General features: G+C 73.7%; 17 protein-coding genes and 1 tRNA gene. 9 read left to right on the plus strand and 9 right to left on the minus strand.

All coding sequences use genetic code 11. The features are described from left to right. Window positions 1-15: 15 nt before the first annotated feature. From FSW04_RS03585 to FSW04_RS03595, 3 genes are read left to right on the plus strand one after another with little or no spacing between them, the layout of a single operon-like run. Window positions 16-864 (plus strand): phosphogluconate dehydrogenase C-terminal domain-containing protein, encoded by an 849-nt coding sequence (locus tag FSW04_RS03585; protein ID WP_146916341.1) that lies wholly within the window; start codon window positions 16-18, stop codon window positions 862-864. Next, on the plus strand, window positions 864-1,877 hold the full coding sequence (locus FSW04_RS03590; RefSeq protein ID WP_146916343.1) for a thiamine pyrophosphate-dependent dehydrogenase E1 component subunit alpha: 1,014 nt from the start codon (window positions 864-866) through the stop codon (window positions 1,875-1,877). Before FSW04_RS03585 ends, FSW04_RS03590 begins: the two co-directional genes overlap by 1 nt. Next, a complete protein-coding gene (locus FSW04_RS03595) occupies window positions 1,874-2,845 on the plus strand; it encodes an alpha-ketoacid dehydrogenase subunit beta (protein ID WP_146916345.1) in 972 nt (323 codons plus the stop codon). Before FSW04_RS03590 ends, FSW04_RS03595 begins: the two co-directional genes overlap by 4 nt. 25 nt (window positions 2,846-2,870) lie before the next feature. Here FSW04_RS03595 and FSW04_RS03600 read toward each other — a convergent pair whose 3' ends face one another. Together FSW04_RS03600 and FSW04_RS03605 are read right to left on the minus strand one after the other, a co-directional pair. After that, window positions 2,871-3,425 (minus strand): nuclear transport factor 2 family protein, encoded by a 555-nt coding sequence (locus tag FSW04_RS03600; protein ID WP_146916347.1) that lies wholly within the window; start codon window positions 3,423-3,425, stop codon window positions 2,871-2,873. A gap of 53 nt (window positions 3,426-3,478) precedes the next feature. Next, a complete protein-coding gene (locus FSW04_RS03605) occupies window positions 3,479-4,243 on the minus strand; it encodes an SDR family NAD(P)-dependent oxidoreductase (RefSeq protein WP_146916349.1) in 765 nt (254 codons plus the stop codon). A 74-nt stretch (window positions 4,244-4,317) separates the two neighbouring features. On the opposite strand from FSW04_RS03605, the gene FSW04_RS03610 reads away from it, so the two are divergent. Continuing rightward, a complete protein-coding gene (locus FSW04_RS03610) occupies window positions 4,318-5,166 on the plus strand; it encodes a class I SAM-dependent methyltransferase (protein ID WP_187369221.1) in 849 nt (282 codons plus the stop codon). Between the two features lies 1 nt (window position 5,167). On the opposite strand, the gene FSW04_RS03615 is transcribed toward FSW04_RS03610, so the two are convergent. Genes FSW04_RS03615 through FSW04_RS03625 form a run of 3 tightly spaced genes read right to left on the minus strand, consistent with a single transcriptional unit; the run spans window position 5,168 to window position 8,787 of the window. Further along, entirely contained in the window at window positions 5,168-5,857 is a 690-nt protein-coding gene (locus FSW04_RS03615; protein WP_228430861.1) for an isochorismatase family protein, read from the minus strand. Next, complete coding sequence (locus tag FSW04_RS03620) at window positions 5,858-6,733, minus strand: cyclase family protein (protein WP_146916353.1); 876 nt, start codon at window positions 6,731-6,733, stop codon at window positions 5,858-5,860. After that, on the minus strand, window positions 6,730-8,787 hold the full coding sequence (locus FSW04_RS03625) for an aldolase/citrate lyase family protein (RefSeq protein WP_146916355.1): 2,058 nt from the start codon (window positions 8,785-8,787) through the stop codon (window positions 6,730-6,732). Before FSW04_RS03625 ends, FSW04_RS03620 begins: the two co-directional genes overlap by 4 nt. Window positions 8,788-8,884: 97 nt before the next feature. Here FSW04_RS03625 and FSW04_RS03630 point away from each other — a divergent pair, with 97 nt between their 5' ends. The 4 genes from FSW04_RS03630 (at window position 8,885) to FSW04_RS03640 (ending at window position 12,582) form a co-directional block, all read left to right on the plus strand. Beyond that, window positions 8,885-9,739, plus strand: coding sequence for an isocitrate lyase/PEP mutase family protein (locus FSW04_RS03630; RefSeq protein ID WP_146916357.1), 855 nt, complete (start codon window positions 8,885-8,887; stop codon window positions 9,737-9,739). Between the two features lie 11 nt (window positions 9,740-9,750). Beyond that, entirely contained in the window at window positions 9,751-10,566 is an 816-nt protein-coding gene (locus tag FSW04_RS03635; protein WP_146916359.1) for an enoyl-CoA hydratase/isomerase family protein, read from the plus strand. After that, the gene (locus tag FSW04_RS25615; protein ID WP_187369222.1) at window positions 10,563-10,712 is read left to right on the plus strand and encodes a hypothetical protein; all 150 of its coding nucleotides are present in this window, start codon (window positions 10,563-10,565) and stop codon (window positions 10,710-10,712) included. The genes FSW04_RS03635 and FSW04_RS25615 overlap by 4 nt, the downstream gene beginning before the upstream one ends. Before the next feature lie 901 nt (window positions 10,713-11,613). Beyond that, the gene (locus tag FSW04_RS03640; RefSeq protein ID WP_407652976.1) at window positions 11,614-12,582 is read left to right on the plus strand and encodes an NADPH:quinone oxidoreductase family protein; all 969 of its coding nucleotides are present in this window, start codon (window positions 11,614-11,616) and stop codon (window positions 12,580-12,582) included. Window positions 12,583-13,029: 447 nt separating this feature from the next. Here FSW04_RS03640 and FSW04_RS03645 read toward each other — a convergent pair. The 4 genes from FSW04_RS03645 to FSW04_RS28290 form a co-directional block, all read right to left on the minus strand. Continuing rightward, window positions 13,030-13,102: transfer RNA gene (locus FSW04_RS03645), tRNA-Lys, on the minus strand. 53 nt (window positions 13,103-13,155) lie between these two features. Further along, a complete protein-coding gene (locus FSW04_RS03650) occupies window positions 13,156-13,851 on the minus strand; it encodes a hypothetical protein (RefSeq protein WP_146916364.1) in 696 nt (231 codons plus the stop codon). 5 nt (window positions 13,852-13,856) lie between these two features. Next, window positions 13,857-14,945, minus strand: coding sequence for a twin-arginine translocase subunit TatC (gene tatC, locus FSW04_RS03655; RefSeq protein ID WP_146916366.1), 1,089 nt, complete (start codon window positions 14,943-14,945; stop codon window positions 13,857-13,859). A gap of 3 nt (window positions 14,946-14,948) precedes the next feature. After that, window positions 14,949-15,251, minus strand: coding sequence for a Sec-independent protein translocase subunit TatA/TatB (locus tag FSW04_RS28290; protein WP_146916369.1), 303 nt, complete (start codon window positions 15,249-15,251; stop codon window positions 14,949-14,951). Window positions 15,252-15,431: 180 nt separating this feature from the next. Between FSW04_RS28290 and FSW04_RS03665 the strand changes: the two genes are divergently transcribed. Beyond that, window positions 15,432-15,872, plus strand: coding sequence for a hypothetical protein (locus FSW04_RS03665; RefSeq protein WP_146916371.1), 441 nt, complete (start codon window positions 15,432-15,434; stop codon window positions 15,870-15,872). Window positions 15,873-15,875 lie beyond the last annotated feature (3 nt).

A 15,875-nucleotide genomic window follows, 5' to 3' on the forward strand; every position in this document is an offset into this window, starting at 1 on the left:
CGCGGAGGCGTCGTCATGAGCACCGTGGCGATCATCGGCGCCGCCGGCGTGCAGGGCGCCCAGGTGGGCGACCGGCTGCGCGCCGCGGGCCACGACGTGCGCCTGGTCGAGACCGGCGACGGCGTGCAGAAGCTGCGCGACCGCGGGCTGGAGCCCACGACGCTCGAGGACGCCGGCCGCGACGCCGACGCGGTGATCCTCGCGGTGCCCGACGGGGCGATCAAGACCGTCGCGGCCGCGATCGAGCAGGCCCTGGCGCCGGGGACCGTCATGGTCGCCCTCGACGCCGCCGCGCCGTTCGCCGCCCCGCTGTGCGCCCGCGACGACCTGTCGGTCTTCGTCGCCCACCCCTGCCACCCCTCGATGTTCACCACCGCGCTGGGGCCCGACGGGCGGCGCGACTACAACGGCGGCATCGTGCCCCAGGACATCGTGTGCTGCCTGGCGTCCGGCGACGAGTCGGCCTATGCCGTCGGCGAGGAGCTGGCGCGCGACATGTTCGCGCCGGTGGCCCGCTCGTTCCGGATCACGCTCGACCAGTTCATCCTGCTCGAGCCCACGCTCTCGGAGACCACGGCCGCGACGCTGCTGCTGACGATCCGCGAGGCCATGGAGGAGGCGGTCGCGCGCGGCGTGCCGGCCGACGTGGCCAAGGCGTTCATGGAGGGCCACATCATGATCGAGCTGGCGATCTTCTTCGGCGAGCTCGACGCGTCGTTCTCCATCAGCGCCGACTACGCCGTGGAGCAGGCGCGCGACAAGCTGCTGGCCCCCGACTGGCGCTCCGTCTTCGAGCCCGACCAGGTCCGCGCCGTCGCCGAGGCGATCGCCGACGGGAAGGTCCCCGCGGTGCGCATCACCTGATGACGGTTCCCGGCACCCCACCGGCGCCCGCCGCCGACCTCGCGCGGCTGGCCGCGCTGCACCGGACGATGTGCCGGATCCGCGCGTTCGAGCAGGCGGCCGAGCGGGCCTTCGAGCAGGGCCTCATGCTCGGCGCGCTGCACGTCTCGATCGGCCAGGAGGCCGTCGCCGCCGGCGTGTGCGCGCACCTGGAGGACGGCGACGTCATCACCTCGACGCACCGCGGGCACGGCCACGCGCTGGCCAAGGGGCTCGACCCCCAGGCGATGATGGAGGAGCTGCTCGGCCGCGCGGGCGGGACCTGCGGCGGCAAGGGCGGGTCCATGCACCTCGCCGACCTGCGGAGGGGGCTGCTGGGCGCCAACGGCATCGTCGCCGACGGCATCACGATCGCCGCGGGCGCCGCCCACGAGCTCAAGCGCGCGGGCGGCCGGCACGTCGCCGTGGCGTTCTTCGGGGACGGCGGCATCAACCGCGGGCCGTTCTTCGAGGCGCTGAACTGGGCCGCGGCGTTCGCGCTGCCGCTGCTGTTCGTCTGCGAGGACAACGGCTTCGCCTCCACGACGCGCACGAGCACGTTGAGCGCCGGGCCCGGCGCCGACGCCCGCGCCATCGCGCTCGGGGTGCCGGCCGTGGCGGTGGACGGCAACGATGTCGCCGCGGTCGACGCCGCCGCCGGCGCGCTGCTCGGCGAGATCCGCGCCGGCGGCGGCCCGCGCCTGCTGCTGGCCCGCACCTACCGCCTGCGCGGGCACACCGCCAACGACCCGGCGCGCTACCGGACCGACGCCGAGGTGGCCGAGGCCCAGGAGCGCGATCCGCTGCGCCTGGCCGAGGACGGGCTGGCGCGCGGCGGCGCGCCCCGCGCGCTGTGGGAGGACGTCCTGGCCCAGGAGACCGCGGCGATGGAGGAGGTCCTGGAGGCCGCGACGGCCGGCCCGTTCCCCGCGCCCGAGCGGGCCTGGGACGACGTGCAGGACCTCGGGCGCCCCGAGCCGAGGGCGGCGCGATGAGCGCCGAGACGATGACGGTGCGCGAGGCCGCGCGCCGCTCCCTGACCGAGGAGATGGAGGCCGACGCGCGCGTCTGGGTGCTCGGGGAGGACGTCGGCCGCGGCGGGCTCTTCGGCCAGTACACCGGGATGGTCGACGCCTTCGGGCCCGACCGCATCGTCGACACGCCGATCTCGGAGAGCACGATCATGGGCGTGGCCGTCGGCTCGGCGCTCATGGGCGGCCGCCCCGTGGCCGAGATGCGCCTCTGCGACTTCGCCGTGTGCGCGACGGACGAGCTCGTCAACCAGGCCGCCAAGAACCGCTACATGTTCGGCGGCCAGGGCCGGGTGCCGCTGCTCGTGCGCCAGCCGTGCGGGATCGGGCGCTCGACGGCCGCCCAGCACTCCCAGAGCCTGGAGAGCTGGTACTGCCACGTCCCGGGCCTGGTGGTGCTCGCGCCGTCCTCGCCCGCCGACACGTTCGGCCTGTTGAAGACCGCGATCCGCTCCGACGACCCCGTGGTGTACTTCGAGCACAAGCTGCTCTGGGGCGTGGAGGGCGACGTCGACGTGGACGCGGCCCCGATCGAGGTGGGCCGGGCCGCCCGGCGGCGCGAGGGCACCGACGTCACGATCGTCGCATGGTCGAGCATGGTGGCCGACGCGCTGGCCGCCGCGGAGGCGCTGCACGCGCAGGACGGGATCTCCGCCGAGGTGCTCGACCTGCGCAGCCTGTGGCCGTGGGACGAGGCGGCGGTGCTGGAGAGCGCGGCGCGGACCGGCGCCCTGCTCGTCGCCCAGGAGTCGGTGCGCGTCGCCGGCTTCGGCGCCGAGGTGGCCGCCACCGTGGCCGAGGAGACCGGCGTCCGTATCGGCCGGGTCGGCTGTCCGCGCGTGCCCATGCCCTACTCCCAGCCGCTGGAGGCCGAGATCCGCGTGGGCGCGGCCGACGTCGCCGCGGCGGCGCGGGCGCTCGTGGAGCGCTGACGCCGCCGGGCGCCGCTGACCCGCCTCAGCCCGACAGGTCGGTCAGCGACGAGAACACGAGGTCGGAGTCGTCGCGGCGGAAGAGCGCCCAGCTGGGATCCAGCGGCTGGTAGCTCGACGCGTCCTCGGTCCTGATCCACTCGAAGACGACCGTGCGCCGCAGGATCCGCCAGCCCGGCCCGTCGCGGAACTCGAACGTGTCGACGTACCGGCAGCCGAGCGTCAGCCACGTGCTCCCGCCGCCGCTGCCCGCGAACGGGTCGTCGGCGCCGCCGAGGATGTTCTGGTAGGTCATGCAGTAGGCCTCGGACCGCGCCCGGCGGCGGTCCTCGGAGAACGTCACGGTCGTCGTCCCCAGGTCGTGCATGGAGGAGCCGATGTGCTCGTGCCGCGCCTGCACGAACGCCAGGAAGCCGTCGCGGTCTCCCACGTAGGCTCCATGGGAGTCGATCGCGTCGTCGTGGAAGCAGTCGCGGACCAGGTCCCACTGCTTGCGGTCGACGCCCTGGCAGTACTGGGCGAGCTTCGCGCGGATGGCGCGCTCGGCGAGGAGGTCCTGGAGGTCCTGGGAAACGTCCATGGGTGAGCCTTTCAGCAGTGAACTGGAGTCCGGCGGATCGTAGACCGCCCGGCCTACAGGTCGCGGCCGGCGTCGACGTTGAGTACGACGCCGGTCACCGCCGACGCCTCGTCGCTGCTGAGGTAGACCGCCGCGGAGGCGACGTCGTCGGGCTGCACGGCACGGCCGAGGGGCAGGACGTCGCCCATCGCCGACGCGACCGCGTCGATCGAGTCGCCGCCGAAGCGCAGGAGCATCGGCGTCGGCACCGGCCCGGGGTTGATGACGTTGACCCGGATCTCCGGCGCGAGGTCCAGCGCGAGCTGGCGGGCGAGGCCGGTCACCCCGAGCTTGGACGCGACGTAGGCCGCCATGTCGGGCCTCGGCCGGCGCGAGGCGATGGAGGCGGTCACGAGCAGCGAGCCGCCGCCCTGCTCGCGCATCACCGGCGCCACGACCTGGGCGGCGAGGAACAGGGCGGTGACGTTGACCGCCAGCGTCCGGTCCCACTCCTCGCGCGTGATCTCCAGCAGCGGCCGGATCAGGGCCACCCCCGCGTTGTTGTGGTAGATGTCGAGCCGGCCGAAGCGCTCGCGCGCCGCGTCGACCAGGGCGCGGACGGCGTCGCCGTCGGTCACGTCGACCGCGCGGGCCATCGCGCGGTCGCCGTGGGGCGCGCACACCTCCGCGGCGCGGTCCCCGTCGAGGTCGGCGACGACGACCGACGCGCCCTCGGCCACGAACCGCGCCACCGTCGCGGCGCCGATGCCCGACGCCCCGCCCGTGATGATGGCCACCTTGCCGGCGAGCCGGCCCCCTGCGCTGGATGCCTGCGTCATCCGCGCATCATGGCGTTTCGGCTAACGTCGCCGTCACGGCCATGTCACGAAACCGGACAGAAGGCGGGCAGCCCATGGACCCGGCGGCCTTCCGCGAGGCCCAGCACCGCCACTGGGACGCGGCGGCGGTGGGATGGGAGCAGTGGAGCGCGTTCAACGACCGCGCCGACGCGCACATCAGCGCGCGGCTGGTCGAGCTCGCCGGCGTACGGCCCGGCAGCCGGGTCCTGGACGTCGCGGCCGGCTACGGCGAGCCGGCGCTGACCGCCGCGCGCCGGGCGGGCCCGGAGGGCCGCGTGGTGGCCACCGACCTCTCCGCCGAGATGCTCGCGTCCGGGCGCCGGCGCGCCGCGGCGGCCGGACTGGACACCGTGGAGTTCCTGGCGTGCGGCGCCTGCAGCCTCGACTTCCCGTCCGCGAGCTTCGACGCGGCCGTCTCGCGCTGGGGGATCATCTTCGAGCCCGACCCGGAGGCCGCCGCGCGGCGCGTCCGGGGCTTCCTCAAGCCGGGTGCGCGGATCGCGATCAGCTCCTGGGGCGAGCCGGAGGAGGTCCCCTTCCTCGCGATCCCGATGCGCACGGCGATGCAGCGGTTCGGCGTGGCCCCGCCGCCGCCCGGGACGCCGGGGCCCCTGTCGCGGCCCACCCCCGCGGCCCTCGGCGGGCTGCTCGAGGCGGCCGGGTTCTCCGACGTCGCGGTCGAGCGGGACGCGGTGACGTTCGTCTTCGACGCCCCGGAGCGGTTCACCGCCTACGTCCGGGCGATCTCGGCCCCGATCCGCGCGATGGTCGAGCAGCACGCCGGCGAGGCCCAGGAGGAGGCCTGGGACGCGATCACCCAGGCCGCGGCGGAGGCGGCGGGCGGCCCGGGACCGGTGACGCTCACCAACGTCGTGCTGCTCGCCTCGGGCACCGCCCCGTAGGTCAGGACCGGCGCTCGAGGTGCGCGCGGACCTCGTCGCTGGCGCGCACGTCGGCGTACTGGCGGTCGAGGTCGAACAGCGCGACGAGGTGCGAGACCTCGAAGCGGTCGAACACGCAGTCCTCGACCACGACGGTCCGGAAGTTGTAGGACGCGCTGTCGACGGCGGTCGCGCGCACGCAGTTGGCGGTGGAGCCGCCCGTGACCACCACCGTGTCGATCCCGCGGTCGACGAGCAGGCTCATCAGCTCCGTGCCGAAGAACGCGCTGGGCTTGCGCTTGACGAGCACGATGTCGCCGTGCTGGGGCGCGACGGACGCGTGGATCGCGGCGCCCTCCGAGCCCTCCCAGAGCCAGCCCTCGGTCTGCAGCGGCTCGCGCTTGCGGAGGTAGACGCCGCCGTCGCTGCCGTCGCGGCGCAGCTCCATGCGCGTGTAGACCACCGGCGCGCCGGCCGCGCGGGCGGTGGCGAGCAGCGGCGCGATGCGCTGCAGCGCGCGCTCGGCCACGGGGCCGCAGGCCGACGGGTAGGCGTGCGTCGAGCCGGGCGGCGGCCCCACCATGTAGTTCTGGACATCGATGACGAGCACCGCGCAGCGCTCGCCCATGCCCACGCGCCGGCCGAAGCGCGCGCCGGCGAGTCGCTCGCGGTCGGCGTCGCCCAGCAGGTGCTCCCAGGCGCGCGGGGCCACCTAGACCACCGCGACGGGGTTGACCATCGAGGCCGACGCCCCGCGCAACCGCAGCGGGGCGATCACGCAGCAGAACTCGGTGACCCCGTCGGCGGCGAGCTCCTGGGTGCGCACGTTCTCCAGCAGGTAGCAGCCGTAGCGCGCCAGGCAGTGCTGGTGCACGGGGAACACCTCGTCGGGCGGATCCCCCGGGACCGCCTCGACGGCCCAGGTGTCGGCGCCGATGACCGCGACGCGGCGATCGGTGCACCAGATCGCCGCCTCGATGCCGATCCCGGGCTCCGTCGTCGCGTAGCGGCCGGGATCCTGCGCCCACAGCGACCCCCAGCCCGTGTGGAGGACGAGGACGTCGCCGGCCCGCACCTCCACGCCGGCCCGCGCCGCGGCCGCCTCGAGGTCGGCGGCCGTGATGAGCTCGCTGTCGCCGAGCATCGGCACCCGGCGCAGGGCCGCGATGTCGAGCAGGACCCCGCGCGTCACGAGCGGCGGCAGGCCCTCCATCCCGAGCTCGGTGAGCCCGTCGGGCCCGACGATCGCGTCGTAGCGCACGCCGTTGTAGGCGTGGTCGCGGATCCCGACGTGGGCCAGCCCGTCCAGGTGCGTGCCGCTGTGCAGCGCACCGGAGACGCTCTCCTCCAGCGAGGCCACGCCGTTGGGGCCGCGGAACCGGCCCGGGAGCACGCGGTCGAGGATCAGGGAGTGGCGCCAGTAGCGCCACATCCGCGCCGGCGAGGCGGCGTCGAGCGTCTGGGCCAGGCCGTAGCGCCGGCCCGACCGGATGAGCGCCCCCGCGTCGCGGACCTGCGCCTCGCCGATCTCGTTGACCGCGCCGAGCCGGTCCTCGGCGCCGTAGCGATGCGGGAACGGCGAGGTCATCCGCGCCGCTCGAACTCCGCGTCGGCGGTCGTGCCGACCTCCGCCGGCCCCGTCCACCGGATCTCGCCTGGCGTCCGGCTCAGCCGGGCCACGATGTTCGGCATGACGAGCGTCCCGAGGTCCGGGTCGGGCACCTCCACGAACGTGCCGCGCGCCTGGAAGTGCGGGTCCTCGCTGATCTGCCGCGCGTCCTGGACGGGCGCGATCGGCGCCTCGGCGGCCGCGAAGCGCTCCAGGACGGCGTCGCGCTCGTGCTCGGCGATCCACGCGGCGACCAGCCCGTCGATCTCGTCGGCGTGCGCGCGGCGGGCCGCGGCGTCGGCGAAGCGCGCGTCGTCGGCCAGCTCGGGGCGCTCGATCGCCGCCAGGACCCGCTGGGCGATGCGCTGGGTCCCCGCGGAGATGGCGACCCAGTGGCCGTCGGCCGTGCGGTAGGTGTTGCGCGGCGCGGTGCGCGGCGACCGGTTGCCCTGGCGCTGCTGCACGACGCCGAGGTGGGCGAACTCCGTGAGCACCGGCCCGAGCAGGCTGAACAGCGGCTCGTACAGGCTGAGGTCGATGACCTGCCCGAGGTGCCCGCCGCCGGCGTCGCGCCAGTACAGCGCGGTGAGCACGGCCGACGTGCCGACCATCGCCGTGATGCCGTCGGCCAGGCCGAACGGCGGCAGCGTCGGCGGTCCGTCGGGGGCGCCCGTGATGAACGCGAAGCCCGAGAACGCCTCGGCGAGCGTGCCGAACCCGGGCTGCGAGCTCTTGGGCCCGTATTGCCCGAAGCCCGTGACGCGCACCATGACGATGCCCGGGTTGATGGCCTCCAGGTCGGCGGGCCCCAGGCCCCAGGCCTCCATGCGCCCGGGGCGGAAGTTCTCGATCACCACGTCGGCCTCGGCCACCAGGCGCCGGACGGTGTCGCGCGCCTCCTCCCGGCCGAGGTCGAGCGTGATGACGCGCTTGTTGCGCGACACGACCTTCCACCACAGCGGCACGCCGTCCTTGGCCTCGCCCCACCGACGCAGGTCGTCGCCGCGCGGGTGCTCGACCTTGATGACGTCGGCGCCGAAGTCGCCGAGGTTGGTGGCGATGAGGGGCCCGGCGTAGAGGCTGGAGAGGTCGAGGACGCGGACGCCGTGCAGCGCGCGGGGCCGGCCGGCGGGCCCCGTGCCCTGTGCCGGCGCGGGGCGCTCGGGGCCGGAGCCGGCGAGCACGCGCCGCGCCCGCTCGGCGACGGGGTAGTCGATCAGCTTGCCGTCCACGGTGATGGCCGCGACGCCGGCGGCCTCGGCCTGCTCGAACGCGTCGAGGATGCGGCGGGCGCCCGCGAGCTCCGCGGCGCCCGGGGCGAACGCCTCGGCGATGACCGGCACCTGCCCCGGATGGATCGCATGCTTGGAGCCGAACCCGAGCGCACGGGCCTCGTCGGCCTCGACGCGCAGCCCCTCGAGGTCGTCGACCACGGCGTAGGACCCGTCGTGGGGCGCGTCGAGCCCCGCGCGGCGCGAGGCCAGCACGATCGCCGTCTTGGCCGCCAGCAGCGTGGCGCCGAGGCGGCCGCCGGGCGGGGGCCACGCGACGCCGATGTCCAGGCTCATGTCGCCGGCCCCGAAGCCGAGCGACGTGACGCGCGGGCTGGCCGTGGCGATCGCGTCGACCTGGGCGACGCCCGCCGCGGTCTCGATCGTCGGCAGGATCGCGATCGCGCCGGGCGGCAGGCCGCGCTCGCGCTCGAGCTCGCCGATCATCCAGTCGGCGATCCCGACCTCGCGGGCGCCCTCGGACTTCGGCAGGACGATGCCGCTGAGCCCGCGCTGCACGACGACCTCGAGGTCCGCGCGCAGGTGCGTGCTGTCGACGGCGTTGACCCGGACGTGCAGCTCGAGCCCGGCGCCGTGGTCGGCGAGCGCCTGGGCGACCCGCACCCGCGCGGCAGGCTTCGCGCGCTCGGCGACCGCGTCCTCGAGGTCGAGGATGAACGCCGAGGTCGGCAGCTCCGGCAGCTTGGCGAGCTTGCGGGCGTCGCTGCCCGGGACGTAGAGCATGACCGCGTGGGAGCCCATCAGGCGGGCCACATTATGCGATCGGATCCGCCCCGGCCGCGCCGGGGCGCCCGGTAGTGTCCCGGCCGATCGTCAACGACCTGGAGGAGGCAGGGCGATGCCGCCCAAGCTGCTGTCCCAGGACGGCATCATCGTCGCCCCCGGGGTGTACGACGTCCTGTCGGCCATCATCGCGGAGCAGGCCGGTGCCGGCGCGCTCTACATGACCGGCAACGGCCAGGCCTCGTCGGCCCTGGGCCTGCCCGACCTGGGCCTGATCACCCTGAGCGAGATGCGCGAGCGGATCCGCGCGACGCGGGCGCGGGTCTCGGTCCCGATCATCGCCGACGCCGACACCGGCTTCGGGAGCCTCCTCATGATCCAGCGCGCGGTGCAGGAGTACGAGGCCGCCGGTGCCGACGCGATCCAGATCGAGGACCAGGTCGATCCCAAGCGCTGCGGCCACGAGCTCGGCCGCGCGGTGGTCGAGGTCGGCGAGATGGTCGCGCGGATCACCGCGGCGGTGCAGGCGCGGCGGTCGCGCGACTTCGCGGTGATCGCGCGCACGGACGCGCGCACCGACCTGGGCCTCGACGCGGCCATCGAGCGCGGGAACGCCTATGCGCGGGCGGGGGCGGACGTCATCTTCGTCGAGTCCCCGGAGTCCGTGGAGGAGCTGGGCCGCGCCGTGCGCGAGATCGACGCCCCCGTGCTCGCCAACATGGTCGAGACGGGGCGCACCCCGTACCTGTCGACCGCCGAGCTGGGCGCCCTCGGCGTCAAGGTCGCGATCTACCCCAGCATCGGGTTCCTGGCCGCGGCGTTCGCCGTGCGGACCGCGTACGGGGAGCTCCTGACCCGGGGACGCGCGGTCAGCCTGGACCGCATGCTCAGCCTCGACGAGTACCACGCGATCCTGTCGTTCTCCGACTTCGCCGAGACGAGCGAGCGGCTCGCCGGCGAGGGCGCCTGAGGCCGCGGGCGATGCCCGGGCCGCGGGAGGTCGAGCTCTCGTTGGACGGCCGCGTCGCGACGCTCCGGCTGAACCGGCCGGAGCGGCTCAACGCGATCTCGCAGTCGCTGATGGACGCCCTCGGCGACGCGCTGGACGTCATCGACGCCCAGCCCGACTGCCGCGTGATCGTGCTCGGGGGCAACGGCCGGGCGTTCAGCGCCGGCGGCGACCTGACGGAGTTCCTGGGGCGCCTGCGGGCCAACGACCCGGCCGGGCTCACGGCGTTCGTGGGTCAGGTGACCCGCACGCTGTCGCGGCTGGAGGACAACCCGCGGCCGGTGATCGCCGCGGTCAACGGCGTCGCGGTCGCCGGCGGGCTGGAGCTGATCCTGTGCTGCGACATCGTCGTCGCCGCGCGCGGGGCGATGATCGGCGACGGGCACCTGACCTACGGGGTGCTCCCGGGGGGCGGCTCGGCGGTGCGGCTCATCCGCAAGGTGCCCGCCAACGTCGCGACCCGGCTGCTGCTCACCGGCGACCTCGTCCCGGCCGAGGAGCTCCGCGACCACGGCCTGGTCAACGAGGTCGTCGACGCCGACCGGCTCGACCGGCACGTCGCCGAGCTGGCCGAGCGCATCGCCCGGCTCAGCCCGCGAGCCCTCGCCGAGGTCAAGCGCGTCGCGCGACGGGCCGCCGAGCTCCCCGTCGCCGAGGGCCTGCGCCTGGAGCACGAGGCGTTCGGCGCCTACGCCGACTCGCCCGACCTGGCCGAGGGGCTCGCGGCGTTCGAGGAGCGCCGGCGCCCGGAGTTCCCGCCGGCCGCCCGTGGCGAGGGACGGCGGTGACCGGTGCCGCCCCGGCGGACCTCGATGCGCTGCTGCGCGCGGCGGCGGCGCGCTGGACGGCGAGCGAGCTCGTCTTCCCGGCGTTCCTGCCCGACGGATGGTTCCGCACCGGCGACCTCGGGTCATGGACCCGGAGGGCCGCCTGACCTGGGCGGGGCGCATCAAGGACATGCTGAAGGTCTGTGGCGAGAACGTCGCCGCGCTCGAGGCCGAGTCGTTCCTGGTCCCCCACCCGGCGATCGACATCGCCGCATGTGAGGCGGGCTGCGCTCGGCGGCGTGCCGCGACTCGGTTGAGCACCGCTGCGGGCGGGCCCGGCGATGGCGTGGCTGCGCCGGCGATCGCCAGGAAGGTCTCCCGGCGGACGTCGACGGTGCCGTATCCGCCCTGGTCAGGCGAGCGAGTACCGCCTCGCAGGCGGGTGCGAGTCGGGGAGACGCGGGCCTCGGCGGCCGGCGAGTGCTATGCGGTGTGGCCGAAACGCCGAGCGATGCGAGCCTGGAGCTTGCGCAGTCGCTTGCGCTCCGCCACCCGTCGACGCAGACGCGGGAATCGCATCCCGTCACCTCAGCACATGGAGGTTAAGCGACCATGATCGAGGGGACCCGATTCGAGCCGCGCCGCCGAGGCGGCGCGGCCGCCGGACCGCAGTCCGCCTACTTCGCGCTCCAGACCTGGCCGCGAACGCGGTCGACCCTGAACCACGTGCCCGCTGACCGGCCGTGCCTGACCGAACCGCTCGTGCGACACCACCACCCACCCCTTCCGGACATAGGCGGCACACGTCCGCGGCTTCAGGGGCGGCGCGAGAACGAGAGTCAAGTCCCAGGACTTGACCGGGCGCCAGCGGGTCAGCGCGCTGAGCCTGCAGCGCGTGCAGCCACCGGTCGCGTTCAGAGCTGAATCCTGCCAGCGTACGACCGACAAGCCCCGAGCCTGCACGAGCGCTTGTCGTCCCGAGCGGGCGCGGTCGACGCGCGTCCGCTCGGCAGGGTGGGCGTCTGTCAGGATCGGCTGCCCGGGGGGTTGGAGCCGGAGGGAGCAGGGGTGTTTGCCCACATGATCTACGGGTTCACCGGCCCGGATGATGTCCGGTGGATCGAGGCGCCGGAGCCGGTTGTCGATGGCGGGGTCGTTGTTGACGTGGTGGCCGCCGGTGTGTCGTTTGCCGATCTGTTGCAGACGCAGGGCCTGTACCAGATGCAGGTGTCCGTCCCCTACACGCCGGGCATGGAGGCCGCCGGCCTCGTGCGGTCTGACCGGCCCGACCTCGGCCTTGCCGCCGGGCAACGCGTCGCGATGCTCGTGTCGCACGGCGGCTGGCAGGAGGTCCTCAGCGTGCCGCCCGAGCGAATCCTGCGGCTCCCTGACGACATGAGCTTCGAGGCGGGCGCAGCCACGCCGCTTAACGGCTTGACCGTCCTGTTCGCCCTGGAGACGCGCGCACGGGCCCAGTCTGGCGAGACCTTGTTGGTCCACGGTGCGGCGGGAGGCGTCGGCACGGCCGCCATCCAACTCGGACGCGCGCTCGGGCTGCGGACGATCGCGGTCGTCGGTGATGAGGCCAAGCGGGAGTTCGCGCTGCAGTCCGGGGCAGAGCACGCCGTGCTGGACGAGGGCTGGCTTGCTGCGGTGCGCGACCTGACCGGCGACCGCGCCGTCGACATCGTGCTCGACCCGGTCGGGGGCGAGCGCATGACCGACAGCCTGCGATCGCTGGCACCACAAGGTCGTGTGCTGGTCGTCGGCTTCAGCGCCGGTGAGATCCCGACCGTCAAGGTCAACCGGCTGCTGCTCGCCAACATCACCGTCATCGGTGCCGCCTCGCGCGAGTACTTCGAGCAGCACCCCGACAGCGTGGCCGACCTCTGGGCGCGCCTGATCGACCTCCGACAGACAGCACAGCTGCCCGATCCCCCCGTCCAGGCCTACCCCTTCTTCGACGCTCAGGGCGCGCTACGCGCCATCGCTCAACGTCGGGCGACAGGCAAGGTCGTCCTCAGCACGCAGCTGTAGGACCATCCGCCACGACAAGCCGCCCGAGGTCCGACCGTCGAGCCACATCGAAAGGCCCGGGGGCGGGTGGCGCAGGTCGTGGAAGCGCAGCGGCCGCAGGCCGGCACGGTCCAGCGCGAGCTTGTAGCGCCGCCGCAGGGCCGAGTCGTCGACGTCGCCGCCATCCCGGGCCGACGAAGACCAGATCGTTGTCGCCGACCGACCCCGCCCGGGCACTGCCCAGCCGGGCGAGCTCCTGGGTCAGCACCTTGCTCTCGGAGCGTGGCGCGATCGTCAGCCCGGCCCGCCGGCGCTCGATCATGGTGCCGTGATGTCGTCCAGCGTCACGTGGCCGAAGGCCGGCCGCAGGTACCGGTGGACCGAGTCGCGGTAGTCGACCCTCGTCGAGGGCTTGCAAGCGCGGTCCTCGAGGCAGGAGCTCAGCCACTCGTCGCAGGCCCTTCGGCATGCCCCCACTAGGAATCGAACCTAGAACCTTCGGATTAAGAGTCCGCTGCTCTGCCAGTTGAGCTATAGGGGCGGGCGTCGAGAGGATAGCGAGCGACCGGGGCCCGCCGCCCGGCCGCCCTCCCGTCAGGACGACGGCGTCGTCGTGGTCGAGGGCGTGGCGCTGCTCGCGGCGGCGGCCTTCAGCGAGTCCAGCTGGCCCTTGATCTGCTCCTTACTGTCCTTGGGCGCCAGCGACAGCGCCTTGGCGGACGCGAGGTCGCCCTTGCGGGTCTGGCCGGCCGCGTAGGCCAGCGCCGCGTACTGCACGTAGAGCTGCGCGGTCGGCGAGCGGCCGCTGAGGTAGATCTCCATCGCGTCGACGGCCTTGGCGGGCTGGTTGAGGCCCGCGTCGCTGTAGGCGTTGACCATGAGGATCGCCAGGTTCGGGTCGGGCTTGTCGCCGGCGAGCTTGACGTAGCGCGTCCACGCCGCGTCGGTGTTCTGCAACTCGGCCTTGCCCTTGTCGGTGAAGACGCCCGTGTTCTGGTTGAACCCGTCGCCGCTGCCGGCCTGCTGGTAGCGCACGCGCGTCAGCGCGGCCCAGGCCGCGGCGTCCTGCGGGCGCGCGGCGACGGCCTTCTCGGCGGCGTCGACGCGCTTCTTGAAGGCGTCGCTGACGTTGACGGAGCCGCTGCCGTTCTTGAACGCGTCGAGCAGGCCGCCGCTGGTCGCGCCGCCGACCCCGAACAGGACGAGCCCGCCGCCCATGAGCAGCGCGAGCCCCAAGTAGATGAACTTGACGGCACGACGTCGTCCGCGTCCGCGGAGATCGAACAGCATGCGATCTAGTCTAGGTCGTCCTCATCGGCGTTCGTCACGCCCACCAGGACGTCGGGCTGGTCGTCCTCGTCCTCGTCCGGGCTGAAGAACGACCAGCGCGAGGGGCCCTGGGGCTCGAACACCCGGGCCAGGACGATGCTCAGCTCGTAGAGCACCACGAGCGGCGCCATCGCGATGAGCATCGTGAACGGATCCGGCGTGGGCGTGACCACGGCGGCCACGACGGCGAACAGGATCAGCGCGTAGCCGCGCGCCTTGCGCAGCTGCTTGACGCTCATGATCTGCAGGCGCACGATCGCCAGCACGCCCACGGGGATCTGGAAGAGGATGCCCATCGCCCCGAGCAGGACCACGCAGAAGCGGTAGTAGTCCTTGGCCTGGACGAGGATGTCGAACGCGCCGTCGTTGTAGTTCTGCAGGAAGGAGACGGCACGTGGCAGCGCCAGGTAGTAGCCGAACAGCACCCCGCTGATGAACAGGACCGGCACCATGATCATCAGCGGCAGTGCGATCTGGCGTTCCTGGCGGTTGAACGCGGGCAGCACGAACGCGTAGGCCTGCCAGAGCAGGAAGGGCAGCGCGAGCAGGATCGCCGCGTAGGCCGACACCGTCACGGTCGTGATGAACGGCTCCGTGACCCCGAGCGTCACGGGTTGGCGCCCGGTCGTGGCCTTCGGGGTCAGCGCGGCGGTCCGTGCCGCCTGCGCGGTGGCCGCCCGCAGCTGGGTGATCGCCAGCGCGGTCTGCGACCGCGCCGAGGCCGGGACGCCGTTGACGTTGGCGAGCTGCCCGATGGCCCGTCCCGCGGCGTCGAGCGCCGGCCCGGCCGCCTTGAAGAACGCGCCCGCGGCCTCGTCGAAGCAGCCGGAGCGCTCCAGCGCGTCGTTGGCCTTCGACGTCTTGGTGCAGTCGACGCGGTGGGCGTGCTCGAGCGGCTGGTTGACGAAGTGCAGGATGCGGTCGTTCTGCCAGTAGCAGAGGCTGAACGCCGCGATGAAGACCACGATGGACAGGATGAGCCGCGTGCGCAGCTCATCGAGGTGCTCGACGAGGCTGAGGCGCTCCTCGTGGGCGACAGGACGGATCGCGGGCAAGGGCTAGGCCGCGGGGTCCCGTCCCGCGCGGGTGGCCGACTCGTCGCGGCCGCCCGTCGGGACCCGCGTCGTGTCGGGCTGGGGATCGAGGACGTCGGCCTGCTGGGCCCGGTTGAGCTCCGGGCGCGCGGGGGCCTTCGCCGCGGGCTCGGCGTCGTCGTCGTCCTCGTCCTTGCCGGTGATCGAGTCCTTGAACTCCCGCATGCCGCCGCCGAGCTGGCGGCCCAGCATGGGCAGCCGCTTGGGCCCGAAGACGAGCAGGACGATGACGAGGATGACGAGTAGTTCAGGCCAGCCGAGGGGCATGGGCGGTGAGCCTCCGTTGCGGGTCCGCAGAGGGTACCTACGCACGGCCTCGCGCATCCGATCAACCGTCGCGGCGGGCGGCCTGGATCGCAGGCGGACGGATGGTCGACCGGGGGTTCAAGTTCGCAAATCGCACGACCGATCACCGGGACTGTCAGCACCCCGCCTTCTCCTGAGCCGATGACCCCTCACGATCCCCGCCACTACGTCCGCCGCGTCGTCCTCCCCTCGGGCAAGACCATCGAGGTCGTCTACTTCGAGGACCAGCAGGCCACCGCACCGCCCGCCGCGGCCGCCGGCCCCGGCGCCGCCCCCGCCGACGAGTCGGTCTCCGAGCTGCACGTGTGCGGCTCCTGCGCCTCCACGCTGGTCTACCCGACCGAGTGGGAGGAGGCCGGGATGACGCACTGGGAGGTCACCCTGCGCTGCCCCAACTGCGAGTGGTCGGGCACCGGCATCTTCGAGCAGGAGCTCGTCGAGCGCTTCGACGAGGAGCTCGACCGCGGCACCGAGGCGCTCGTGCGCGACCTCAAGCGCCTCGCGCACGCCAACATGGAGGACGAGATCGAGCGCTTCTGCACGGCGCTGGCCGACGGCCACATCGTCCCCGAGGACTTCTAGGAA

This window comes from Baekduia soli (genome assembly GCF_007970665.1).
GTDB lineage: Bacteria > Actinomycetota > Thermoleophilia > Solirubrobacterales > Solirubrobacteraceae > Baekduia > Baekduia soli.